At 37.0% G+C, this 24,451-nt stretch carries 23 protein-coding genes and 1 other annotated feature; of the genes, 21 read left to right on the top strand and 2 right to left on the bottom strand.

Annotated features, from left to right (window positions below; translation table 11 throughout):
* Positions 1 to 39 precede the first annotated feature (39 nt).
* From mraY to ACFQU5_RS05830, 21 genes are all read left to right on the top strand, one after another.
* Positions 40 to 1,014, top strand: a complete 975-nt coding sequence (gene mraY / locus ACFQU5_RS05930; protein ID WP_390285710.1) for a phospho-N-acetylmuramoyl-pentapeptide-transferase — start codon at positions 40 to 42, stop codon at positions 1,012 to 1,014.
* Complete coding sequence (gene murD, locus ACFQU5_RS05925) at positions 1,011 to 2,360, top strand: UDP-N-acetylmuramoyl-L-alanine--D-glutamate ligase (RefSeq protein WP_390285708.1); 1,350 nt, start codon at positions 1,011 to 1,013, stop codon at positions 2,358 to 2,360. The genes mraY and murD overlap by 4 nt, the downstream gene beginning before the upstream one ends.
* A gap of 135 nt (positions 2,361 to 2,495) precedes the next feature.
* Entirely contained in the window at positions 2,496 to 3,581 is a 1,086-nt protein-coding gene (locus ACFQU5_RS05920; RefSeq protein WP_390286534.1) for an FtsW/RodA/SpoVE family cell cycle protein, read from the top strand.
* A gap of 57 nt (positions 3,582 to 3,638) precedes the next feature.
* Positions 3,639 to 4,481, top strand: coding sequence for a cell division protein FtsQ/DivIB (locus tag ACFQU5_RS05915; protein ID WP_390285706.1), 843 nt, complete (start codon positions 3,639 to 3,641; stop codon positions 4,479 to 4,481).
* Positions 4,459 to 5,172, top strand: coding sequence for a DUF881 domain-containing protein (locus tag ACFQU5_RS05910; RefSeq protein ID WP_390286532.1), 714 nt, complete (start codon positions 4,459 to 4,461; stop codon positions 5,170 to 5,172). The genes ACFQU5_RS05915 and ACFQU5_RS05910 overlap by 23 nt, the downstream gene beginning before the upstream one ends.
* A 42-nt stretch (positions 5,173 to 5,214) precedes the next feature.
* Entirely contained in the window at positions 5,215 to 5,934 is a 720-nt protein-coding gene (locus ACFQU5_RS05905) for a DUF881 domain-containing protein (RefSeq protein ID WP_390285704.1), read from the top strand.
* 2 nt (positions 5,935 to 5,936) lie between these two features.
* A complete protein-coding gene (locus ACFQU5_RS05900; RefSeq protein WP_390285702.1) occupies positions 5,937 to 6,305 on the top strand; it encodes a small basic family protein in 369 nt (122 codons plus the stop codon).
* Positions 6,306 to 6,403: 98 nt separating this feature from the next.
* A complete protein-coding gene (ftsA, locus tag ACFQU5_RS05895; RefSeq protein ID WP_390286530.1) occupies positions 6,404 to 7,696 on the top strand; it encodes a cell division protein FtsA in 1,293 nt (430 codons plus the stop codon).
* Between the two features lie 32 nt (positions 7,697 to 7,728).
* Complete coding sequence (ftsZ, locus tag ACFQU5_RS05890; protein ID WP_390285700.1) at positions 7,729 to 8,889, top strand: cell division protein FtsZ; 1,161 nt, start codon at positions 7,729 to 7,731, stop codon at positions 8,887 to 8,889.
* Between the two features lie 1,009 nt (positions 8,890 to 9,898).
* Complete coding sequence (locus ACFQU5_RS05885; RefSeq protein ID WP_390285698.1) at positions 9,899 to 10,723, top strand: sigma-E processing peptidase SpoIIGA; 825 nt, start codon at positions 9,899 to 9,901, stop codon at positions 10,721 to 10,723.
* A gap of 214 nt (positions 10,724 to 10,937) precedes the next feature.
* The gene (sigE, locus tag ACFQU5_RS05880; RefSeq protein WP_036202769.1) at positions 10,938 to 11,645 is read left to right on the top strand and encodes an RNA polymerase sporulation sigma factor SigE; all 708 of its coding nucleotides are present in this window, start codon (positions 10,938 to 10,940) and stop codon (positions 11,643 to 11,645) included.
* A gap of 445 nt (positions 11,646 to 12,090) precedes the next feature.
* A complete protein-coding gene (sigG, locus tag ACFQU5_RS05875; RefSeq protein WP_036202775.1) occupies positions 12,091 to 12,873 on the top strand; it encodes an RNA polymerase sporulation sigma factor SigG in 783 nt (260 codons plus the stop codon).
* Between the two features lie 297 nt (positions 12,874 to 13,170).
* A complete protein-coding gene (locus tag ACFQU5_RS05870; protein WP_390285695.1) occupies positions 13,171 to 13,407 on the top strand; it encodes a PRC-barrel domain-containing protein in 237 nt (78 codons plus the stop codon).
* Between the two features lie 78 nt (positions 13,408 to 13,485).
* Positions 13,486 to 14,157 carry a YggS family pyridoxal phosphate-dependent enzyme gene (locus ACFQU5_RS05865; protein WP_390285693.1) on the top strand — a complete coding sequence of 224 codons (672 nt, stop codon included), beginning with the start codon at positions 13,486 to 13,488 and terminating at the stop codon, positions 14,155 to 14,157.
* A 16-nt stretch (positions 14,158 to 14,173) separates the two neighbouring features.
* Positions 14,174 to 14,650 carry a cell division protein SepF gene (locus tag ACFQU5_RS05860; protein WP_390285691.1) on the top strand — a complete coding sequence of 159 codons (477 nt, stop codon included), beginning with the start codon at positions 14,174 to 14,176 and terminating at the stop codon, positions 14,648 to 14,650.
* A 128-nt stretch (positions 14,651 to 14,778) separates the two neighbouring features.
* Positions 14,779 to 15,054 (top strand): YggT family protein, encoded by a 276-nt coding sequence (locus tag ACFQU5_RS05855; RefSeq protein WP_390285689.1) that lies wholly within the window; start codon positions 14,779 to 14,781, stop codon positions 15,052 to 15,054.
* A 132-nt stretch (positions 15,055 to 15,186) separates the two neighbouring features.
* Positions 15,187 to 15,972: a YlmH family RNA-binding protein gene (locus ACFQU5_RS05850; RefSeq protein WP_390285687.1), complete on the top strand. Its 786-nt coding sequence runs from the start codon at positions 15,187 to 15,189 to the stop codon at positions 15,970 to 15,972.
* A 95-nt stretch (positions 15,973 to 16,067) separates the two neighbouring features.
* The gene (locus ACFQU5_RS05845) at positions 16,068 to 16,619 is read left to right on the top strand and encodes a DivIVA domain-containing protein (protein WP_390285685.1); all 552 of its coding nucleotides are present in this window, start codon (positions 16,068 to 16,070) and stop codon (positions 16,617 to 16,619) included.
* Positions 16,620 to 16,685: 66 nt separating this feature from the next.
* Positions 16,686 to 16,935: a binding site (T-box leader), on the top strand.
* 273 nt (positions 16,936 to 17,208) lie between these two features.
* Positions 17,209 to 19,968 carry an isoleucine--tRNA ligase gene (gene ileS / locus ACFQU5_RS05840; protein WP_390285683.1) on the top strand — a complete coding sequence of 920 codons (2,760 nt, stop codon included), beginning with the start codon at positions 17,209 to 17,211 and terminating at the stop codon, positions 19,966 to 19,968.
* Between the two features lie 337 nt (positions 19,969 to 20,305).
* Positions 20,306 to 20,782, top strand: coding sequence for a signal peptidase II (lspA, locus tag ACFQU5_RS05835; RefSeq protein WP_390285681.1), 477 nt, complete (start codon positions 20,306 to 20,308; stop codon positions 20,780 to 20,782).
* Positions 20,782 to 21,693 (top strand): RluA family pseudouridine synthase, encoded by a 912-nt coding sequence (locus ACFQU5_RS05830; protein ID WP_390285679.1) that lies wholly within the window; start codon positions 20,782 to 20,784, stop codon positions 21,691 to 21,693. The genes lspA and ACFQU5_RS05830 overlap by 1 nt, the downstream gene beginning before the upstream one ends.
* A 210-nt stretch (positions 21,694 to 21,903) precedes the next feature.
* Here the strand turns inward: ACFQU5_RS05830 and ACFQU5_RS05825 are convergent, their stop codons facing one another.
* Together ACFQU5_RS05825 and ACFQU5_RS05820 are read right to left on the bottom strand one after the other, a co-directional pair.
* Complete coding sequence (locus tag ACFQU5_RS05825) at positions 21,904 to 22,449, bottom strand: MFS transporter (RefSeq protein WP_390285677.1); 546 nt, start codon at positions 22,447 to 22,449, stop codon at positions 21,904 to 21,906.
* On the bottom strand, positions 22,446 to 23,876 hold the full coding sequence (locus ACFQU5_RS05820) for an FAD-binding protein (protein WP_390286528.1): 1,431 nt from the start codon (positions 23,874 to 23,876) through the stop codon (positions 22,446 to 22,448). Before ACFQU5_RS05820 ends, ACFQU5_RS05825 begins: the two co-directional genes overlap by 4 nt.
* Between the last annotated feature and the right edge of the window lie 575 nt (positions 23,877 to 24,451).

The following is a 24,451-nucleotide window of genomic DNA, read 5'->3' as shown; positions in this document are numbered from 1 at the left end:
TACTAAAGAAGAATGAACAGAAATTAGAGGAGATCTAACATGACAATCACAACAACAATAACCATTCTAGCAATTTCATTTATCGTTTCTGTGGTTTTGGCACCAATATTCATCCCGTTACTTCGCCGAATGAAATTCGGACAGAGCATTCGGGAAGAAGGCCCGCAATCACATATGAAAAAGGCTGGAACTCCAACTATGGGGGGCATAATTTTTTTAATCTCGATAATTGCTACAACGGTAATTGTTGGAAATATGTCTGACATATTTACGACTCAGTCTGTCGTGATCATACTAGTCTTAGCTGGATTTGGTTTGATTGGATTTTTAGATGACGGGATTAAAGTAATTTTCAAACGTAATTTAGGATTAACATCATTGCAAAAACTAATCGGTCAAATTATTATCTCGATTGCCGCATTTCTATTATTGCGACTTGGTTCTTTTGATACATCGATTAGTGTACCGTTCACTGATTGGTCGATTGACCTAGGAATCTTATATGTAGGTTTTTTAATTTTTTGGTTGGTTGGCTTCTCAAATGCTGTAAACTTAACGGATGGATTAGATGGGCTAGTAGCTGGCACAGCATCAATTGCGTTTACGGCATTCGGAGTTATCGCATTATATAACGAACAAGCCGATGTAGCCTTATTTGCTTTTGCAGTAACCGGTGCACTTTTAGGATTTTTAATTTTCAATGCAAACCCAGCAAAGGTATTTATGGGAGATACGGGATCCCTAGCTTTAGGTGGATCCCTTGCCCTTGTGTCCATCCTTGTAAAAGCGGAATTGCTTTTATTGCTTATTGGATTAGTTTTTGTAATCGAAACATTATCGGTTATCTTACAAGTAGCAAGTTTTAAATTACGCGGAAAACGTATTTTTAAAATGAGTCCCATCCATCACCATTTTGAGTTGTCTGGATGGTCTGAGCGCAAGGTTGTAGGCGTCTTTTGGTCAACAGCACTAGTTGTTGCGTTAATTGCAGTAGTATCGGAGGCATTGCTATGATTGAGTACACAAATTTACAGCATAAAAAAGTCTTAGTACTAGGTTTGGCGAAAAGTGGTGTAGCAGCAGCAGAGCTGCTCCATCAATTAGGCGCATTCGTTACTGTGAATGATTCAAAGCCCTTTGATGAGAATTCACAGGCACAAAACCTTTTAGAAAAAGGGATAACCGTCATTTGTGGACGACATCCCGAGGATTTACTAGATGAAGGATTTGAATTGCTTGTTAAAAATCCAGGTATCCCATACACAAATCCAATCGTGGATGATGCAGTAAAACGAGGCCTGCAAGTGATAACTGAAGTAGAACTAGCTTATTTAGTAAGTGAAGCGCCAATTATCGGGATTACAGGTACAAATGGTAAGACGACGACTACAACTTTATTATTTGAAATGTTAAATAATGGTGGGAAAAATCCATTGATTGCCGGGAATATTGGAACCGTTGCATGTGGCGTTGCTGCTAGTGCAACGAAAGAAAATATAATTGTTACAGAGCTATCCTCATTCCAATTGATGGGGATAAAAGAGTTTAAGCCTAAGATTGCCATTTTAACGAACCTTTATGATGCCCACTTAGATTACCATGGTACATTTGAGGACTACGCAGAGGCGAAATTTAACATTACCAAAAACCAAGATGAGACAGATTGGTTCATCTATAATGCCGATCAAGAGATTGTGAAGGAATATGCTGCCAAATCGAATGCGCAAAAAATTCCTTTTAGCTCAAATGGACGTACCAATGAAGGAATCAGTGCAGATGACACTATGATTTATTGGAAGGGTGAAGCATTTTTAGAAAGATTAAATATTGCATTACCCGGGAAACATAATTTAGAAAATATTTTAGCTGCACTTGCTGCGTGTATTTTGTACGGTTGTGATAAAGAAGCGCTGGAAGAAGTATTAAAAACATTTACGGGAGTCCGACACCGTACGCAGTTTGTTCGTGATTGGAACGGGCGAAAAATTTACAATGACTCTAAAGCAACCAACTGTTTAGCCACAAAAGTTGCTTTAGAAGCTTTTTCACAACCGACTGTCTTACTGGCGGGGGGGTTAGATCGTGGCCACTCCTTTGAAGAGCTGCGGTCATCAATGAGGAATGTAAAAAGCGTAGTAGCATTTGGGCAAACCGGGGAAAGATTTATTGAATTTGCGAAGTCATGTGAAGTAGAAGAAACTGTATTAGCTGAGAATGTTGAAGATGCTGTGACAAAAGCGGCTTCTATTTCCGAAAGCGGGGATGTGATTTTATTATCTCCTGCATGTGCAAGCTGGGATCAGTACAAAAGCTTTGAGATTCGGGGCGATTTATTCATAGACGCTGTGATGAAGCTTTAATGGCTTTGATAGTGGATTAGAGTATTTTAGACTTTAATATTAATCCTGCAAATGACAGAATGGTTAATTCGTGTGTTAGGAGTAAACCTCTATGCACTGTACTTTTTGAGTATTTAAGAAGAAAGGATGCCTTAGCTGAAGTTTACGTATAAGAGGCTCTTCATTATTTCTGCAATCCTGCTGTCGTTAATTGGAATCATTTTCATTTATTCTGCCGGTACATATTGGAGTTCAATTCATTATGAGGATGAACTGCCCTTCTATATAAAACAAAGTATTTACTTGATTTTAGCTATAGTCGTATTTCTAACTGTTGCAAATATGCCAATATTTACACAGGAAAAGACCTGGATTGTACTCTATGTTTTCTCTTTGCTGTTATTAATCCTGGTTCTAATCCCTGGTATCGGTCTTGAACGAAACGGTTCACAGAGCTGGATTGGACTTGGTCCGTTAACAATCCAACCAGCGGAGCTCGTTAAAATTACAACTTTAATGTATTTAAGTTTTTTACTTAGCAAAGTAAGAAATGATGAACGCGTTGTGCAAATTAAGCATTTTTTAATTATTATCATTCCGTGTGGGTTAATCATGCTGCAGCCTGATTTTGGGTCCGTGTTCATTTTAGTTGTGGCGGCATTCATTTTGCTATTCATTGCAAAATACCCAATCAAATTATATGTAGGTTTCATTGTGCTTGGGATAGTAGGCTTGGTCGCTTTAATAGCATCAGCACCCTATCGCTTGAAGCGAATTGAAGCTTTTATCAATCCTTGGGCCGATCCATTAGTAAGTGGTTTCCAAGCGGTACAATCATTATTGGCGATTGGACCAGCAGGGCTGCTGGGACATGGTTTCCAAGAAAGTCGACAAAAGTTTTTATATTTGCCAGAGCCCCAAAATGATTTCATCTTCTCTATTATTTTAGAAGAAATTGGCTTTTTGGGCGGCTGTGTTGTGTTAGCCCTCTTTGCTGTTTTTATTTATTCTGGATGTGGACTGGCCATTCAATCACTGAAAAGCTCTGATTTTTATGCCATATCCGCGTTAGTTGGAATGGTAGGATTCCAAGCTGCATTGAATATCGGAGTTGTTATTGGGTTGATTCCTGTCACAGGAGTAACTTTGCCATTCATAAGTTATGGTGGTACGTCACTGATGATTATTTGGTTTGTTGTGGCCATTATTATTAGCTTTGCAAATCAATCCGACACGACGTAAGTTCTTTATAATATGGATGGATCAACGAAAAAGTGGAGGAGAGGAGGAGTAAAAATTATGGATAAAGTAATTGATATCGAAGAACGGATCCCGACCTTAAGAGAAAAAAGAAGAAAAAGAACCAATTTTAAATTTATCTTCTTAATTGTACTATTCTTGGTAACATTATTTTTACTCCTCTACTTTCAATCTCCGTATAGCGAGATCCAAAATGTCGAAGTTATTGGTGCCGAGCTAGTAGACGCGGATGTTTATAAAGAACAATCTGCTTTACATACGGGAGATTCGATGTGGGGATTTAAAGTAACGGATATACAAGACAAAATAAGTGAAGATCATTGGGTGAAGGATGTTTCGGTAAAAAGAAAATGGTTAACGACCGTTCAGATTGAAGTTAAAGAATGGGAAAAGGTAGCATACATATCCGTTGAAAATGAGCTATACCCTATGTTAGAAAATGGAGATATTTTTAAAGAAGCCAGTAGTCTAGAGCCAATTGATGCTCCGTTATTTTTGGAGTTTGAAGATGAAAAATTGAGAAAAAGATTATTAGAAGAACTGGCAAAGTTAGATTCAACGGTTTTATCGTTAATCTCTCAAATAAATTCAACTCCCAGCAGCGCGGATCCGTATGCAATTACCCTGTTTATGAATGATGGATACGAGGTACGGGCTGAAGTAACAACTTTAGCTGAAAAGTTAAATTATTATCCTTCCATTGTAGCGCAAATTGAAAGTGCTGGCTCAAATGAAAAAGGAATAATTGATATCGAAGTAGGTTCATATTACAAATCCTATCAGGATGAATATGCACAATTTGACTTTAACATCGATGAATCAGGTGAAGCAGTTATCGAAGAACAGGAAGTGATGGATGATGAAGAAACCACTTCGGAGTAAAAAAAACGGCAAATTTACAAGAAAGCAGCTCATCATACTAATTGTATGCATCGTAACTGGATTTATTATCGGTTACTCATATAAATTGACAAAAAATCAACAGATTAGTACCTACTCAGAACAAGAGGAATCGTATCGAGAAGATCTAATTCATCAACAGGAAAGAAATAAAGAATTAGCAGAGGAATTGCAAGATTTACAGGAGCAACTGAGAGAATATGAAAAATCCTTTGCACAAAATGAAGAGGAATATGAGCATTTAATTGAAGAAGCCGAGAAATTGCGACTAATGCTTGGGGAAATTCCTGCGCAAGGACCAGGAATTCAAGTTACTTTAAAAGACAATGAATATAATCCGAATTCAACAAATCCTAATGAATATATTGTGCACGAAAGCCATGTTTTATCTGTAATCAATGAGTTGAAGATTTCAGGAGCTGAAAGCCTTTCAATAAATGGACAAAGGTTAAAATCGAATTCATATATCAGATGTAATGGTCCTGTTATTACAATAGATGGAAAACAATACCCGGCGCCATTCGTGATAGAAGCAGTAGGAGATTCAAAAACACTTATATCTTCTTTAAAAATTGTCGGGGGAGTATTTGACCAATTACTGAGTGATAATATTGTTGTAACAATTGAGGAAAAAGATCTGATTCAGATGTCCACAATCGGTGATGAAACATAATATTATTCGCGGACAAGCCTAGAGCGTCTAGGAGGGGAACCAATGACGAAAAGAATCGTTACCCAAATAACAGTTATCTCATTTATTGTAGGCCTTATGATTGCTGTTCAATATAATACAGTTCAAAATCCTACGACAAGGGACACACGAGATATTTGGGCTATTAGGCAGGAATTATCTGTAGAAAAAGAACATCACTCAGAGTTGTTATCTGAAATAGCAAATTATAATGATATTATTGAGCAATATGAGGATGACGATGCTGAAAGTCAAGCTGTTTTATTAAATAATACGGTGGATGATCTTAAACGTGAAATTGGCTTATTATCCGTCAATGGGCCGGGACTAGTACTTAATATTACTCCTGCCATGGAATTAGTACAATTTGGATATGAGATCGAACCCATTTCACCTGATTTATTAATTCGATTGGTAAATGAAATTTACCGTTATGATGGCCTTTATGTTGAAATTGATGGGCAGCGTCTTACACACACTTCAGCGATTCGAGATATCAATGGTGCAACAACAGTTAATAGCGTTCCAATTGATGAAACAAACATTAAGATTAAAATTATTACTGAAACCTTCGAAAAGGCAGAAAAGCTATATGGTTATTTGTATGCTTCACCTTTTAGGGACGATTTTTACCTGGATAATTTAAACCTGAGTATAAATGAGGCACAAAAAAATATACCCATTACAGAAATTGACAGACCATTATCAACAGATTACTTAGTTGAAAACGACGAAGGGGATTAACTATGTGGTTACCATTATTAGGATTAATATTAGGCTTGAGTTTAGGATTGTTAACCGATATCCAAATCCCTGCTATATATGAAAATTATCTATCAATTGCTGTATTAGCAGCGTTGGATACTTTATTTGGCGGGATTCGTGCAAATCTACAACAAGTGTATGATGATAAAGTGTTTGTGTCTGGTTTTTTCTTTAATATTGCACTTGCAGCCGGATTAGCATTTTTGGGTGTTCACTTAGGTGTTGACCTCTATTTGGCTGCCATTTTTGCCTTTGGAGTCCGACTATTCCAAAATATAGCAGTCATTCGACGAATTTTGATATCAAAATGGGAAGAGAGACATATAAAAAAGGATGAAAATGCAGTATAATAGCTGTAAAATTAAATCTTGTACATGAATTTATTTAGACATTACTTAGGAATTACAATAGAATAAAAAATAGTAGGAAACGAAGGAGGTGCGGAATGATGAATCACCAGGATATATATATATCACTAGACATAGGTTCATCTTCTATTAAAGTTTTGATAGGAGAGATTACAGATAACCAATTGCACGTAATTGGTGTTGGTAATGTAAAATCTAACGGTATACGTAAAGGCGCAATCGTTGATATAGATGCTACTGTACAATCCATAAAAAAAGCAGTCGAACAAGCAGAACGTATGACAGGAATTAAAATAAACGAAGTAGTTTTAGGTATACCTGCAAATCAAACAACACTTCAACCAGTAAAAGGTGTAGTAGCTGTAAATAGCGAAAATCGTGAAATAACTGATGAAGATTTAGACAGAGTAATTGAATCCGCACAAGTAATGTCAATTCCACCCGAGAGAGAGCTAGTAAATATAATCCCTCGTCAATTTATAGTTGATAATCTAGATGAAATTAAAGATCCACGAGGTATGATTGGTATTCGTTTAGAAATGGATGCTACAATGATTACAACTTCAAAGACGTTAGTTCATAACGTATTACGGTGTGTTGAACGGGCTGGTTTGCAAATAAGAGAAATCTATTTACAACCATTAGCATCTGGATTCTTTGCTTTAACGGAAGACGAGAAAAACCAGGGAACAGCCTTTATCGATTTAGGAGGAGGTTCCACAACAGTTGCAGTTTTTGAAGAAGGTCTACTAACACGAACAGGGGTTATCCCTGTTGGTGGCGAACATATAACTAAAGATTTATCAATTGTTCTTAAAACACCTACTGAACAAGCCGAAGTGATAAAAAAACAGTTTGGACATGCTTTTTATGAAGATGCATCAGACGATGAAATCTTTGAAGTACCAGTTTCTGGCACAGATTCAATGGATCAATATAGCCAAAAATTCATCTCAGAAATTATCGGTGTCCGTCTTGAAGAATTATTCGAACTAGTTTTAGATGAGTTAGCTCGTTTAGGAGTTCGCGATTTACCTGGTGGAGTAGTCCTTACAGGTGGTGTTGCTCAACTTGAGGGAATTGCACAACTTGCTCGTCAAGTTATGCAAACACGTGTAAGAATTTATACTCCAGACTATATTGGAGTTCGTGAATCGGCTTATACAACCGCTGTAGGTTTAATACGTTATGCACATTCAGAAGATGATTTTTATGGTAGAGGTCCAATCCAGACACCTGCATATGCAACAGTTAGTGCGGGAACAACGCCGCCCAAAAAAACATCTAATGCAGTGGAAAAAGAAAACAGCAATACAAACAAAACAAGCGTAATCAATAAAGCTAAAAAACTTTTTGATAAGTTCTTTGAATAATAATTCGAGATTAGGTAGCAGGAGGAGAAACTATGTTAGAATTTGATACGAATATAGACCAGCTAGCTAACATCAAGGTCATTGGTGTCGGCGGTGGCGGTAATAATGCAGTTAATAGAATGATTGAGCATGGAGTACAAGGTGTTGATTTCATCGCTGTAAATACTGATGCACAAGCATTAAATCTATCAAAAGCAGAATATAGATTGCAGATTGGGAATAAGCTGACAAGAGGTCTTGGAGCAGGTGCAAACCCTGAAGTAGGTAAAAAAGCGGCAGAAGAAAGCCGGGAGCAAATTGAAGAAGTTCTTCGTGGAGCAGATATGGTTTTCGTAACTGCTGGTATGGGTGGAGGCACTGGAACGGGTGCAGCACCAGTTATCGCTTCAATTGCTCGTGACTTAGGAGCCTTGACTGTTGGTGTAGTAACACGCCCATTCTCATTTGAAGGCCGTAAACGCCAAACCCAAGCAATTGGCGGTATTTCAGCAATGAAAGAAGCTGTTGATACACTAATTGTTATTCCAAATGATAAATTATTACAGATTGTTGATAAAAGCACACCAATGCTTGAAGCTTTCCGTGAAGCAGATAATGTACTTCGTCAAGGGGTACAAGGTATCTCTGACTTAATCGCAACGCCTGGACTAATCAACCTTGACTTTGCAGACGTTAAAACGATTATGTCCGATAAAGGGTCTGCGTTAATGGGAATCGGTATTGCTACTGGTGAAAACCGTGCGACTGAAGCTGCGAAAAAGGCGATTTCAAGTCCATTACTTGAAACTTCGATTGACGGGGCAAAAGGTGTAATCATGAATATTACAGGCGGATCAAATTTAAGCCTATTTGAAGTACAAGAAGCAGCAGATATTGTTGCATCAGCTTCGGATGAAGAGGTAAATATGATCTTCGGTTCGGTAATTAATGAAAACTTAAATGATGAAATTATTGTAACTGTCATTGCCACAGGTTTCTCTGATGATATCTTAACTCAACCACAACGCCAACAAAGCAATCGCCCAATGGGAACGATGCGAGGTGGACAAGCTCAGGCTCAACCACAAGCACCGATGCGTGAGCGTGTACAAGAGCAACCAGTACAACAAGAACCACAAAGACAAGTGCAACATCAACAGCAAGATGATGTATTAGAAATTCCAACATTCCTACGAAACCGCCGTAATCGATAGTACGCCCAAGTAAGATAAAATTCGACATAAAAAGAAGCCGTCTCATAAAGTTGAGATGGCTTCTTTTTTGAATTACTAAAAAGTTTGTGTAATAAGTTGAAGTTAGAAGATAGAAAGTTATTCTCATTGTGACCCCTTCGTCACTATGTAAGTTGCGTAATTATCTGGAAGCTTTAGAAGGAGCAACTGTTGTGAACGGGAGGATCATTAAGTAAGCGCAGACAAGTCGAGGCCACTGAAAAATTATTATTGATTTTCGAAAAAAACTTTAAGTGGCGGTAAAGAAGGGAAGATTGGAGTAGAAGTGTAGACAATACTAGCCTTTGAACAAATCAAGTTGATTGAAGAAGGAAGTTTCACGATCTAGGCTCTATTTAGACAGAACAGAGATGATTGAGAGTAGAAGTGTCACAATCCAGGCTCTAATTAGACAAATCAGAGATGATTGAGAATAGAAGTGTCATAATCTAGGTTCTAATTAGAAAAATCAGAGATGATTAAATAGTAGAAGTGTCACAATTCAACCTTATATTAGCTCGCTCACCCACCAAAAATACTGAATTAGAAACTTTTAAAATTATTTAATCAACTATTTTAAGGATAATATGTAGAAAGTTGTCCAATCCATAAAATGCAGCCTACCCCGTAAGCTGTCGAATCTAACCAGGAGCTTTAGAAGGAGCAACTTATTGTGAGCGGGCCTATACAAAGCACTAAGAAAAGTCGTAGAGACAACAACAAGTTGGTTCTACGGCTTTTGTGCTTAGCCCGCTCACCAAAAAATACTTTATTAGAATCTTTATGACAATGTACGCTCTTTCAAGACAATATCTAATTCATACTATTTACCTTCCTACTATCATCATATAACGCCGAAAAATTTCTACATATTGTGTCAAATAACTGCATTTTTTAAAAAATATTGTCAAAAAGAAAATTCATATTTATACGACGGTTTGACATTTTCCGAAGTCGCAGGGTGTTACTCTATTAACAGGAGGACGCTGAAATGATTGGAGAATTACTCGTACTATACAATACGTTATTTAACTATTTTTTATTAAAATTTACGCAAGAAATAACGGGATTGTATGTGAAAAGGAGTAGGTTGCTACTTAGTGCGTTTTGTAGTGGTCTGATTGCAAGCATTTTCTACCAGACATTAATTGGAGCCTTACTTAGTTTTTTCGTACTAATTGGACTAGCATTTTCCTTTAAACTCCAGGCGTTGTTAAAGCAAGGCACTGTACTTTTTATAACTACCTTCTTTCTAGGAGGCGTGTTAACAAGCTTACTGCCCTTTTTATTAAATCAATCTGAAGTTACATTTTTTATCTTATGTACAGCAATTGCAATTATAGGATTAACAGCGATCCATTCAAAATGGAGAAGTATGATGCAAGCAAAGATTCAACATTCATTTGTCGTTGATTGTGACCTCGAATTATTTAAAAAAACATATAGTTTAAAAGGATTTATAGACACGGGAAATGAATGTACGGAACCCATGAGTGGAAAACCGGTTCATTTTCTTTCATATTCGGCAGTGTCAAAGAATTTACCGGAAGACTTCCATAAAGCGTTGCTGGAATGGGATGAAAAGAATCCTTATCAACTAAAGATGTTTCCTGCGTATGTTTATCCAAAGGTGAGGGTATTGACGCTATCGACTGTCCAACAAGAACGGTCCACCGTACTTGCCTTCCGGTTTGATAAGTTAAAACTAAGTGGTACAACTGCGAAAGAAATCGTTGAACAGTATATTGTTTTTACTAAACAAGATGCGAGGTACCCACAAGACGCACAAATGATTCTTCATGTTTTGGCACTATAAACTACTATGTTTTTTTCAAAAGTAGTAAAACACTTTGAAAACTTGCACCTGCATTAAAAGGGTACTAAATCTCCTTCCTAAGTGATGAGTAAAGTGAGGAAAGTGTAGGAGAGGTAAGTCCGCATGCGCCAAATCAGCCGCCTTCCATTAGCCGATAGAAATTTCTGCTATGGATAGTCACTTAATCAAATTTACGCATAAAGGGGGAAAATGATTGTTTAATAAAATAATTGACCTATTTAGAAAAATTTGGAGTAAGTTTCGACTTAAAGGAACGTACTATATAGGAGGGCACGATTCATTGCCAGTACCATTAACTAGAGAAGAAGAGATGACAGTTATTGAAGCCTTTATGAATGGTGATTTGAGAGCAAGAGATACATTAATTGAGAGAAATCTTCGTCTTGTTGTCTATATTGCAAGACGGTTTGATAACACAGGAACACCAATAGAAGATTTAATAAGCATTGGATCGATTGGCTTAATAAAAGCAATCGAAACATTTAATACTGAAAAAAATATAAAGTTAGCGACTTATGCTTCTAGATGTATTGAAAACGAAATTTTAATGCATTTAAGAAAGACAAGCCGTATGAAGGGAGAGGTATCATTAGATGAGCCATTGAATTCAGATCCGGATGGAAATGAACTGCTCCTTTCAGACATTCTTGGGACGGAAGAACAAATAATCATGAATGATGTTGAGAAAAAGATTGAAAGACAGCATATGTTCCAAGCCATAAATGGGTTAAGTGAACGTGAACGCTATATTATGGAATGTCGATTTGGTTTAAATGGCAAGCAGGAAATGACACAAAAAGAAGTGGCAGACCATTTAGGGATATCTCAATCCTATATTTCACGTTTAGAAAAGAAAATTATTTTAGATTTACGAGAACATTTAAATCAACCTATTTCTTAAATATAAAATTGATGATTACTTTGAAGCGGAGCTAAAGAGCAGCTCCGCTTTTTGATGTCCAGCTGCGAACGCCAGCTCCTCAATCAACTTCGGTGCTGCCTAAAAAGGGTAAAGAGCACTCTTTTGTCAGCCTCTCCAGTCGTATTCGGAGCTAACGGGCGTTCTCCGCTTTTCGATTTGATTGGATGAAATTGGACGAAATTTTTGTGCATATTCTTTTTTATTCCGGACAAACTTAAAAAACAGTTCAGAGATATATGTGAAGCTTTCTTCAAAATTACTTTTAGAAAGTTAAAGACCACATTTGTGGTTTTAACAGTCAGTGTCACACTTTTTGCGCTATTGGCTGTGCACATAGAAATTCAAGCATTTACTGGCTGTTTATTCCTTTGGTTTTTACAACAGTAAATGCGGGGAAAAAAAAGACAGTTCGGAGGAAAAGAAGATGGTTCGTACTAAAGTAGAACTTTGTGGTGTAGATACTGCTTCTTTGCCAGTGCTAAAACATGAAGAGATGAGAGCGCTGTTCGTTCGCTTACAAGCAGGAGAAGAATGGGTAAGAGATGAACTGGTAATTTGTAATTTAAGGCTTGTTTTAAGTATTGTCGGTAGGTTTTCTTATCGAGGCGAACAAGCAGATGACCTATTCCAAGTAGGTTGTATCGGTTTATTAAAAGCTATTGATCATTTTGACCTTAAGCATAATGTTCGATTTTCAACATATGCTGTACCAATGATCATTGGCGAGATTAGAAGGCATTTGCGTGATCATCATGCATTACGTGTATCCAGATCCTTGCGAGATATTGCCTATAAAGCAATGCAAGCAAAGGAAAAGTTTATTTCTGAAAATCTGCATGAACCGACAATTGAACAATTGGCAGAAGCTATTGAAATGAAGAAGGAAGATGTTTTGTATGCGTTAGATGCAATTCAGGATCCCTTATCATTACAAGAACCAATTTATTCAGATGGCGGCGATGCCGTTTATATTATGGATCAATTAAGAGATGATGATGTATCTGAAGAACAATGGGTAGCGTACGTTAGCGTAAAAGAAAGTATGCAAAAGTTAGATGAAAGACAGCAAATGATTCTCTCTAAACGATTCTATTACGGCGAAACACAAACTGAAATTGCAAAATCACTCGGCATTTCTCAAGCACAAATCTCACGATTGGAAAAAAATGCAATTGAGACAATGCAAAAAGACTATAAATTAGGATAAAACATGCAGCGCACTTAATTTAAGTGCGTTTTTATTTGCCTTTTGAAGTTATCATACCGAACTAACTTACTCTTTTTATAGTTTATATCTACCACTAGAAATTGACTCAAACTGCTTGTATGGAGAACAAGGCATCTTGTCCATGAGAGAACGCTCCGATAATCAAAGTATAGTTGACCACCAAGTTTATTCAATATAGGCATTTTTTATTTCTGTAAGTATAAATTTCGCTTACCCAAGCATAAGTGTTATTAAAGAGTAGAATGTGGTGATTATGTATACGAAAGGAGATCATATTTGCGTTTTTCCGATGTGCAGCAGAAGGAAATTATCGAAGCTGGAAATGGCCGTTTTATAGGGTATATTGTGGACGCCGAAGTAGATGAAAAGTCAGGAAATATTGTTGCATTTTTAGTTTCTGAACCCAAAAAGTTTATGTCCTTTATGCAAAATGAAGAACAAGTGAGAAAAGTTCCGATTAGTGATGTACTCGTAGTAGGAAAAGATGTCATCTTAGTAAGAGAACTTCCTTAATGGGAGTTGCTATGCATTGAAAATTGGCATGTAGATTGATACAATGAAAGAAACTATTATTGTAAAGTTGGGTTTAAATTGGCAAAGATACTAGAAAACTTACAAAGCATAAATGAAAAGATAGAACAAGCAAAAAATCGTTCCAATGCAAAACAAGAAGAAGTGACGGTAATTGCTGTTACAAAACAGGTTTCTACTGAAAGAGCTTTTGAAGCGATTGAAGCTGGATTAATTCATCTAGGTGAAAATCGACCAGAAGGATTATTAACTAAAAAAAGCGAAATTAATAATAGAGCAACATGGCATTATATTGGATCCCTGCAATCAAGAAAAGTGAAACAAGTAATCAATGAACTTGATTATCTCCATTCCTTAGATCGTTTTAGTTTAGCTGAAGAAATAAATAAGCGAGCACAAAAAACGATTAATTGTTTTGTACAGGCAAATGTTTCGGGAGAAGAGTCAAAGCATGGGCTTATGAAAGAAGAAGTAATACCATTTATCGAAAGTCTAGCCCAATTTGAAAATATTTGTATCGTAGGCTTAATGACAATGGCTCCAAATACAGAAGATGAAGACACGATTCGAAACGTATTTCGTGAATTGAAAAATCTACAACAAGAAATTGTTAAGCTGAACTTGCCATTTGCACCTTGTGACGAGCTTTCAATGGGTATGTCTAATGACTACGAAATTGCAGTAGAAGAGGGTGCAACATTTGTAAGAATTGGAACAGCTCTTGTTGGATAGAAATGAGGGATATTAGATGAGCATGAAAAATAAAATCAAAAATTTCTTTTACTTAGAAGAAGATGAAGAAACAGTTGAAGTGCAAGCCCAAAATTCAGTAAATCTTCCAAAAGAGCAACCGGCAGCAAAGTCACGCACTAAAAAGGAAAGAAAAGTAGTGCAAGTTGAAGCTCCAACAGCACAACCACCTCGTAATGTGGTAAGCTTACAAGCTGCAAATGCTTTGAAAAATTCAAAAGTTGTAATTGTTGAGCCACGTGTCTATGCGGAGGCACAGGATATTTCCGAGCATTTAAAAAGTAAACGAGCGATTATTGTGAATCTACAAAGAATTGACCGTGAAGCAGGGATTCGTATTATCGATTTCTTAAGTGGAACTGTTTATGCATTAGGTGGAGATATTCAAAGAATAGGTACTGATATATTTTTATGTACGCCAGAAAATGTAGAGGTATCCGGGGAGATTTCCAATTACTTTTCTGAGGAATACTAACTTCATTCCTTTTAGGGATGGAGTTACCCTCTGTCTTGAGAGTACATATGAGATTATCAACTAGCTTACGTATTAATTACTCCTGCCAATTCAGGGGAATCTAAATTTAGAGAGGGTTATCAATTTAAATGTTATCATTTATATCTGTGATTTCAATAGCATTCTCGATTTACTCGTTTATGCTGATCGCTTACATCTTAATGTCTTGGGTTCCGGCTGCTCAAGAATCGTCAATTGGCCGTTTGTTAGCTAAATTATGTGAACCGTATTTAGGCTTCTTTAGAAAATTTATTCCGCCAATTGGAATGATTGATTTTTCACCAATCATCGGAATTTTATTATTAAACTTCATTGAACGTGGCGTAACAATCGTTCTTCTTAACATCTATAGAATGATTGCATAGGACCTGCCCCTACGAACAAGTGGGGGTTTTTCTCTTCTTTCAACCAGAAAAATGATACTGTCATACAATAAATTTAATGATATATGGAATAATAACAACATAGACAAGTAATTAAAAAGTGAGGCTTCCGTCATGGAGCATTTAATACAGCATTTTAGAAAAGATGAACAAATATTTATAGAAAAAGTAATTGGCTGGCAACGGGAAGTAGAGGATCGTTTTGCTCCAAAGCTAACGGATTTCCTCGATCCGCGGGAACGATTTATTGTTTCGTCCATTATCGGCCAGCAAAATGATTTGCAGGTATTAACCTCTGGCGGATTTCAAGAACCCGAACGTCAACGCCTTTTTATTTGTCCAAGTTATTTTGAACCAACTACCGAGGATTTCCAAATCTCTTTTTTCTCCATTAACTATCCAACAAAGTTTGTACAACTCAAGCACCCTGATATTTTGGGGGCACTATTATCTCTAGGCATTGGACGTAGCAAATATGGCGATATCCGTATAGAAGGAGACGTTATTCAATTTGCAGTGGCGGGGGAAGTGCAAGACTACATCCTGGCGAACTTAACTTCAATTGGGAAATCAAAGGTAAAGCTTGAACAAATAACGGCAAAAGAGCAATTAATCACGTTAACTGAAGAGTGGTTTGAACATTCCTACACTGTTTCTTCAATGAGGTTGGATGTTATATTAGCTACAGTTGTGAATATATCAAGGCAAAAGTCCCAAAGTTTAATTAAAGCAGGTAAGGTAAAAGTGAATTGGACAGTTAGAGAAGATACTTCTTTTGAGGTTCAAGAAGGCGATGTAATATCTGCTAGAGGGTATGGTCGAATTAAGGTCATGATGACTGAAGGACGAACAAAAAAGGATAAAATACGACTGCAAGTAGGACGATTAGAGCAAAAATAGTTGTATCAAGGGAAATTTTACGAAAATTTGATGTCAAGTGACGAGTCGAGCTGTATAATAGAGAAAGATATTTCAAATGAGAAGGAGTGTTGACCATGCCATTATCACCTCTTGATATACATAATAAAGAATTTACTAGAGGCTTCCGCGGTTATGCAGAAGACGAAGTGAATGAATTTCTAGATCAGATCATTAAAGACTATGAAATTATCCTTCGTGAGAAAAAAGAGTTAGAAGAGAAGATTAAAACAATGACTGAACAAATGAGTCATTATAATACACTAGAAGAAACATTACAAAAATCAATCGTTGTAGCCCAAGAAGCTGCAGAAGAGGTGCGCCGTAATTCTCAGCAAGAATCAAAGCTAATTATAAAAGAAGCAGAGAAAAATGCAGACCGCATCGTGAATGAATCATTAAGCAAAGCTCGTAAAATTGCAATTGAAATCGATGAGTTGAAAAAACAATCAAAAGTATTCCGCAATCGTTTTAAAATGTTAGTGGAAGCACAATTAGATTTGCTAAGTACTGACGATTGGGATCACTTAATGGAATATAACGTTGGTCTTACAGAGATTCAAAAGCATGCAAGAAAAGAAAGTGATGAAACCGAGCTAACACCTGAAGAGTTGAATAAACTTCTATAATTTCCGATTTACTTGACGAAAATTATTTATTTCCATATACTGATAACACGAGAAATAAAATATTAAAAATACGCGTTGACGGAGACAGTATTTTTTGAAAGTGGCAAAAGCGATTCGAGGATGGTGAAAGCTCGAACAAAACATTCAAAAAAGAAAATCACTCCCGAGCCAAATTACTGAACTAAAGGCAAGATGTGTCTTTTTTAGTAAGTGATTTCGTATACACTTGCGTTAAAGTGTCTAAGAGGTAATCTGAAGATTTTTATTGGATTGCAAATTAGGGTGGTACCACGAGTTATAGCTTCTCGTCCCTTTTACCGGGGATGAGGGGCTTTTTTATTTGTAAAAGTAATTATAAAACCTTGCTGTAAGTATACCCTCTTCATTATTTTGCTTCAGAAAGACCTATAACTACAAAAAGGCGCAGTCTACTACGTAAGCTGCGCAACAATTCCAGAAGTTTCGGAAGAATATCTATAGGTAGAGTTTCTTATTATTCCTATTAGACTTACTCGCTTTGTGTATTCTTATTATTAAACATACTGGTCATTTTATCATTAAGAAATATAAACTTTAGGAGGACTTTAAAATGGTAGAGTACAAAGATACGTTATTAATGCCGAAGACAGATTTCCCAATGCGCGGAAATTTACCAGCAAATGAACCGAAAATGCAAGAAAAATGGAATGAAATGGACATCTACGCAAAGGTTTTGGAGCATACAAAAGACCGTCCTCATTACGTATTACATGATGGCCCTCCCTATGCTAATGGAGATATCCATATTGGGCATGCATTAAACAAAGTACTAAAAGATATGATTACCCGTCATCGTTCAATGACTGGTTACCATGTACCTTATGTACCAGGTTGGGATACGCACGGGTTGCCAATTGAACAGGCTCTTACAAACAAGGGTGTAAAACGTAAAGAAATGACAGTAGCTGAGTTCCGTGAGCTATGTGAGAAATATGCATACGAGCAAGTAGAAAACCAAAAATTACAATTCAGCCGTTTAGGCGTTCGCGGGGATTGGGAAAATCCTTATATTACACTAAAACCTGAATTTGAGTCACGTCAAATCGAAGTATTCGGTAAAATGGCTGAAAAAGGCTATATTTACAAAGGGTTAAAACCAGTTTATTGGTCTCCTTCTTCAGAATCAGCCTTAGCAGAAGCAGAAATTGAGTATAAAGATATTAAATCTCCTTCGATTTATGTAAGCTTTGGCATTAAAGATGCAAAAGGTGTTGTGCCTGAAGATGCGAAATTTATTATCTGGACAACAACTCCATGGACGATGCCGGCAAACTTAGGGATTTCTTTAAATCCTGAAATTACTTATGCAGTCGTGGCTGTAAATGATAGCAAATTTATTATTGCAAAAGATTTATTAGAGACAGTAACTCAAACACTAGAATGGGAAAATCCAGAGGTTATTCAGGAAGTAAAAGGGCAAGAGCTTGAATACGTAGTTGCAAAACACCCATTATATGACCGTGATTCATTGATTATGGTAGGCGATCATGTAACAACTGATGCAGGTACAGGATGTGTTCATACAGCTCCGGGTCATGGTGAAGATGACTTCCAGATTGGTAAACGATATGGTCTGGAAGTTTTAAGCCCAATCAATGACCAAGGTTGTTACACTAATGAGGCACCAGGATTTGAAGGTTTATTCTATGATGATGCAAATAAAGTTGTTACTGAAAAGTTAAAAGAAGCAGGTGCTTTAGAGAAGCTATCCTTCTTTACACACTCATACCCACATGACTGGCGTACGAAAAAACCGGTTATCTACCGTGCAACACCACAATGGTTCTGTTCAGTAGAGGCATTCCGTGATGAGCTATTAAAAGCGGTTGAAGATACAACATTCACGCCAGCTTGGGGTGAAACGCGACTTTATAATATGATTCGTGACCGTGGTGATTGGTGTATTTCACGTCAACGTGCGTGGGGTGTTCCAATTCCAGTATTCTACAATGAAAATGGCGAAGAAATTATTACACCTGAAACAATTGCCCATGTATCACAACTATTCCGTGAACACGGATCAAACATTTGGTTCCAATGGGATGCAAAAGACTTACTGCCAGAAGGCTTTACACATCCAGGAAGTCCAAACGGCAAGTTCTCTAAAGAAAATGACATCATGGACGTATGGTTCGACTCTGGTTCATCTCACCAAGGTGTATTAGTAGAGCGTGGAATGAAATATCCAGCTGACCTATACCTAGAGGGCTCTGACCAACACCGTGGATGGTTCAACTCTTCATTAATTACATCAGTTGCAATTAATGGCTATGCTCCATATAAAGGTCTTTTAACTCATGGTTTCGTGTTGGATGGCGATGGTCGTAAAATGAGTAAGTCTTTAGGAAATGTCATTATTCCTGAAAAAGTAATGAACCAATATGGTGCAGATATCCTTCGTTTATGGGTAGCTTCAGTGGACTATACTGCAGATGTACGTATCTCAATGGATATGTTAAAGCAAATTTCAGAAGTATATCGTAAAATTCGTAATACACTTCGTTTCTTACACGGGAACGTTTCTGATTTCAATCCTAATCAAGACCGTGTAGCATACGATGATTTACGTGAAATGGATCAATACATGTATATGCGTCTGCAAGATGTGTTAAAAACGGTTCGTAATGCATATGACCGTTATGAATTTGCATCTGTATATCACACGATTAATAATTTTGTTGCAGTAGAACTATCTGCATTCTATTTAGATGTAGCAAAAGACGTTGTGTACATTGAAGGAAAAGATAATCATGACCGTCGTGCAATGCAAACGGTAATGTATGATACTCTACAAACTTTATTAAAAGTGTTAACACCAATCTTGCCGCATACGACTGATGAGTTATGGTCCTACTTAAACGAAGAGGAAGTATCGGTTCAATTAACAGACTTCCCAGAGGTTGACGAGCATAGTAACTTCCCAGAGCTTCGTGCAAAATGGGAAAAAGTTATTGTCGTGCGCGACGAGGTATTAAAAGCTCTTGAAGAAGCACGTAATGCTAAAGTAATCGGTAAATCGTTAGAGGCAAAACTAACAATTTTTGCAAATGAAGAAGTTACAGCTTTATTGAATGATTCTTCAGTGAACTTTGCACAAAGTTGCATCATTTCTCAGCTTGAAGTTGTATCGGGTAAAGAAAATGCACCTGAAAACGCTCTTGTTTTAGAGAAAACTTCAATTGTTGTTGAAAAAGCAGGCGGAGAAAAATGTGAACGCTGCTGGTCTTATTCAGAAACAGTAGGTCAAAACGAAAAACATTCTACCTTATGTAGTCGTTGTGCAGATGTAGTAGAGAAACACTACGTATAAGAAGTTTCTCAAGTTGGCGGATCTATTCGGGAAAATGACGGAAATTCGAAAAAGTGGCTGATTGTCATCAAAAGTGGGATTTAAACAGAATACCATCTATACCGAAATAACGAGCCCAATTTTTAAAAGCCCAATACGATGCAAATAAATAACCGCTCTCGTTTTCGGGAGCGGTTGTTTTTCGCTCGGACCGAAAATACTACATGAAATTTTTGGTGTTTAGTTCCTACTACCCGAGCGTTCGTGGTAGGATAGTATAGGATAAATCTTTAATCTTTGCCCTTACATTAACTTGAAGTAAAAAAAAGTGAAGATTATTGGCAAATGGGGGAATACTGTGTATAAATACTATGGTATCGCTGCAATCGTGATTATATTAGATCAGTGGACGAAATGGTTAGTAGTTAAAAATATGGAACTTGGAGATCGCATAGTTATTTGGGATCCATGGTTTGGTCTTCTTTCCCATCGCAACCGCGGCGCGGCATGGGGAATGTTGGAAGGGCAAATGTGGATTTTTACGATTGTCACGTTAATCGTTATTGCCGGGATTGTTTATTACTTCCATAAAGAAGCAAAAAATAAGCCTATTTTTGGAATTAGTTTAATGATTCTACTCGGCGGAGCTTTAGGTAATTTTATCGATCGAATTTTTAGAGGTGAAGTTGTCGATTTTGCTGACGTACTGATCCCAATTATTAATTATGACTTCCCAATTTTTAATATTGCTGATGCAGCTTTAACAATTTCAGTTATTATGCTTATTTTAGTAATGCTTAGAGAAGAACGGAATGAAAAGAAAAAGGTGAAATAATGACAATAGTCACAATTACAATAGAACAAGAAAATGCAGGAGAACGTATTGACAAGGCACTTTCGACAATACAAGAAGATTGGTCAAGATCTCAAATAGCTACATGGATTACAGACGGGATTGTCAAAGTAAACGGAGAAGATGTAAAAGCGAAATATAAAGTCAAAGAAGGCGATGTCATTGAAGTGGACGTGCCAGATCCAGAAAGTTTAGAAGTAATTCCAGAGGATTTAGACTTAGAGATTGTTTATGAAGACAAAGATGTACTAGTGGTGAATAAACCAAAAGGAATGGTTGTCCATCCTGCACCTGGTCACCTAACAGGTACATTAGTAAATGGCCTTATGCATCATTGTAAGGATTTATCCGGCATCAATGGGATTTTAAGACCTGGTATTGTTCATCGTATTGACAAAGATACATCAGGACTATTGATGGTTGCTAAAAATGATCATGCGCATCATTCACTTGTCGATCAGCTTGTTAATAAAACAGTTACTCGTAAGTATACGGCTTTAGTTCACGGTCATATCGCTCATGATAAGGGTACAATTGATGCACCTATTGGACGTGACCAAAAAGACCGTCAAAAACAAGCAGTCGTTGATAATGGAAAGCATGCTGTCACGCACTTTAATGTAATGGAACGACTTGGCGATTATACACTTGTAGAATGTCGTCTAGAAACAGGACGTACACATCAAATACGTGTGCATATGAATTATATTGGCTATCCTCTTGTAGGGGATCCTAAATACGGTCCGAAAAAGACAATTGATTTTGGTGGTCAAGTTTTACATGCTGGAGTTTTAGGATTTGTGCATCCTGCGACTGAAGAATATCTTGAATTTGAAGCCCCACTTCCTGAGGATTATGTTGAATTATTAGAACAATTACGTAAGGAAGCTTAAATTTTTTTCTAGGTTGAAAGAAATATATGGAAGCACCTCGCCATATTTATTATGGTCGAGGTGTTTTTTTGTTTTTAAGGAAGCAAAAATAAGCAAAACTACCATTCCACTTAAAAGCGGGGTACCAATACTTAGGAAAAGGAGTTGCGCGTAAATAAGTTCTACCTATCATATTTAAACTGCAATTAGGGATTGTTGAACACCTTAAAATTAGAATACCTCATCTCTTTCCCTCTTAATAATCACAAAGGCGGCTATAATATAAACAAACGAAACCAAATAGAAAAGGCTGGCAATCGTCAAGAAGTCAATTAAGTAACCGGTTAGGATGATGACGATTCCACTCCAAAGGGATACATGTAGATGATATTTTCCAATTTGTTTTCCGGCCGTTTCTGTATTATTACCGCGAGCCAAGAAGGCTTTTTCCGTATTTTTTTGAAGGGCACCGAGTATTCCCATTACAATCTGTATCAGATAAACTTGCCAGACCTCATAAAGCAGGGGGATGAGCAACATAACAGCTGCCATGCCAAGTGTATAAATAAGAAGCATATTCTTATCACCAAACTTATCACCCAGGCGACCGATAATTGGGTAAGTAAGCGCTGCAGTCAAGGTAAATAATCCATAGGCCCAACCAAATTGAGAGTAGCTGTCCCCAACATTTTTAATCAATAATAGATAGAAGGGAAAGACTACACTGCTTGCTGCAATTAGAATACTTTGGGCGACGAGAAACTTGCGGAAATTCATTGGCTGTACTCCTTGTAAAATAGATTCATAAATACTTCATTCGGATCATATTGTTTCTTTAGTTCGAAAAACTCCTTGTTCCTTGGATAGGCTTTATCCATTTGAGCTTGTGTGGGATAAGAATAATAAGGCAAATAATAGGAACCATTGTGTTGTAAGGCAACATCAATCATTTTCTGTATAACCTTTTCCGTTCTTTCAATCTCTTTTTTGCTTTTGCCATGGTTAATTAACAAGACAAGTGCAAACATCTCCTCTTTTGCATAGGATAATACCGCTTCTTCATCCTCATTTACATAACGTACAGTAATATTTAGTAGGTTTAGTTCTTCTTTTTCAAGCACCGACCGCAAATCATCCAAATAGCTTGTGAACTCATCAATTGGCACAAAGTACTCTTGCAGGATTTCAGTTTTACTTGGGTTGTCATACTCCATAAACTTACTGTCACCGCGCATAGTATTGTTCCGGGTAATATAGTTGCCATCTTGGCCAACATACATTTTGTTTTGTAAATCCCAAAGCAGGTTTTTCCCCCAGTCGTTATAGCGGGAAAGACCGAGCATGAATTTTTGAGGTGCAGCAAGTGTATCTCTTTTTAATTCTAGGTAACTTGCTAAGCTTTCTTGATTCTCTGCTAATTCGTAATCAGTAACATACATTTCCCGTAGCAAGGTCTCCGGAGCTACTGATAATCTAGCAATGTGCATGCGGATTTCATCATTTTGTTTGACTTCATTAATAAAATAATTCGGATAATCTTGATAAGTTATTGATCTGGAACGAATTTGATAGAGTTCATCATCGGTCAAATGTAACGTGACATCAAGAATGATACCGAACAAACCATATCCACCTATTATTAGAGGGAAAAGCTTGCTATTTTCTGTTCGGCTCACATTAATGATATCGCCCTCAGGAGTAAGAAGTCGGAAAGATTCAACAGTATCAATCAGTGAACCATAACGAATATCTCGTCCATGAGCATTCACACTGATGGAACCACCAACCGTAAAAATATTTTGTGACTGCATCACTCGAAGCGCCAGATGATCGGGGTTTATCTTTTTTTGGATATCCTCCCATGTAGCGCCACTTTGAACCGTAATCGTTTTCTCATCAGGGTTATAATCAAGGATTTTGTCATAATCCTTCATATCGACCACTATTCCATTAGGATAGTAGGTATGCCCACCCTGACTATGCTGCATTCCGGCAACAGAAATTTTCTCACCGTTTTCAATCGATTCTTTCACCAAACTTTGCAGCTCTGCTTCACTTGTAGCCCCATGCACCTCTTTTATCCTGGTAGGCAGCAATTGACCGACATCTTCAATCATCATCGGCTTATGATGATATAGCCAAAGTGAAAAAGCTAATCCCAAGCCATATAGAGTGCTAATGAGTATTATTTTTTTCTTCAAGATATATCTCCTTAACTTATGGTAATTATCATTAGTTTTTTATTCAGCTAAGTATAGCTATAAAAATTGCATTCTACAATAATCTCTCCTGATCAAGGTAGAGTAAGATATTTTGAGTGGGGAAAAAGGGACTTTGTTACGGCAAATTTAATGTTAAATTGAACAATCTAATCCAAAATTAAAATTCTTGGGAAATATTAGTACAATATCTGAAACGCTCGAAATTGAGCTTTGGTTGCGCTTTTTGATTATTGAAAGGGAGAACACGAATGGAACCAAACTCAATGAAATGAAAATGGTAACGGTAAAGAATATACAATTCCAGTTGGTACAAGACTGGACGGTGGAGAATTTAGAGTATCAGTTACAAGTATTATAGATAAAACGTTCGGATTGAATTTATATGAGAAGATAGTTCATATTGGTTACCTTTTCCCTAGGGAAATTATTCTATTAAATTAACTTTAGGGAGATGTTTTTCACAAAATAAAAAAGCCCAAAACCTGAGTTGTAAGGGTTTCAAGCCTTCTATAATGGTTTGGTCTCTACAGGATTCGAGCTTGCTGCCTCCACCTTGT

It is taken from the genome of Ureibacillus sp. GCM10028918 (assembly GCF_042666115.1).
Taxonomy (GTDB): domain Bacteria; phylum Bacillota; class Bacilli; order Bacillales_A; family Planococcaceae; genus Ureibacillus.
Note: the sequence above shows the minus strand (reverse complement) of the source record. Positions and strands in the feature narration are given on the sequence as shown.

Excerpts from the sequence above, each read along its gene's own strand:
- ACFQU5_RS05850 (WP_390285687.1), top strand. The coding sequence starts at position 15,187 with ATGGAGCATTTAATACAGCATTTTAGAAAAGATGAACAAATATTTATA.
- murD (WP_390285708.1), top strand. The coding sequence starts at position 1,011 with ATGATTGAGTACACAAATTTACAGCATAAAAAAGTCTTAGTACTAGGT.
- ACFQU5_RS05910 (WP_390286532.1), top strand. The coding sequence starts at position 4,459 with ATGAAGAAACCACTTCGGAGTAAAAAAAACGGCAAATTTACAAGAAAG.
- sigG (WP_036202775.1), top strand. The coding sequence starts at position 12,091 with ATGGTTCGTACTAAAGTAGAACTTTGTGGTGTAGATACTGCTTCTTTG.
- ACFQU5_RS05900 (WP_390285702.1), top strand. The coding sequence starts at position 5,937 with ATGTGGTTACCATTATTAGGATTAATATTAGGCTTGAGTTTAGGATTG.
- ACFQU5_RS05825 (WP_390285677.1), bottom strand. The coding sequence starts at position 22,449 with ATGAATTTCCGCAAGTTTCTCGTCGCCCAAAGTATTCTAATTGCAGCA.
- ftsA (WP_390286530.1), top strand. The coding sequence starts at position 6,404 with ATGAATCACCAGGATATATATATATCACTAGACATAGGTTCATCTTCT.
- ileS (WP_390285683.1), top strand. The coding sequence starts at position 17,209 with ATGGTAGAGTACAAAGATACGTTATTAATGCCGAAGACAGATTTCCCA.
- ACFQU5_RS05905 (WP_390285704.1), top strand. The coding sequence starts at position 5,215 with ATGACGAAAAGAATCGTTACCCAAATAACAGTTATCTCATTTATTGTA.
- ACFQU5_RS05860 (WP_390285691.1), top strand. The coding sequence starts at position 14,174 with ATGAGCATGAAAAATAAAATCAAAAATTTCTTTTACTTAGAAGAAGAT.
- ACFQU5_RS05845 (WP_390285685.1), top strand. The coding sequence starts at position 16,068 with ATGCCATTATCACCTCTTGATATACATAATAAAGAATTTACTAGAGGC.
- ACFQU5_RS05855 (WP_390285689.1), top strand. The coding sequence starts at position 14,779 with ATGTTATCATTTATATCTGTGATTTCAATAGCATTCTCGATTTACTCG.
- ftsZ (WP_390285700.1), top strand. The coding sequence starts at position 7,729 with ATGTTAGAATTTGATACGAATATAGACCAGCTAGCTAACATCAAGGTC.
- ACFQU5_RS05885 (WP_390285698.1), top strand. The coding sequence starts at position 9,899 with ATGATTGGAGAATTACTCGTACTATACAATACGTTATTTAACTATTTT.
- ACFQU5_RS05915 (WP_390285706.1), top strand. The coding sequence starts at position 3,639 with ATGGATAAAGTAATTGATATCGAAGAACGGATCCCGACCTTAAGAGAA.
- ACFQU5_RS05830 (WP_390285679.1), top strand. The coding sequence starts at position 20,782 with ATGACAATAGTCACAATTACAATAGAACAAGAAAATGCAGGAGAACGT.
- mraY (WP_390285710.1), top strand. The coding sequence starts at position 40 with ATGACAATCACAACAACAATAACCATTCTAGCAATTTCATTTATCGTT.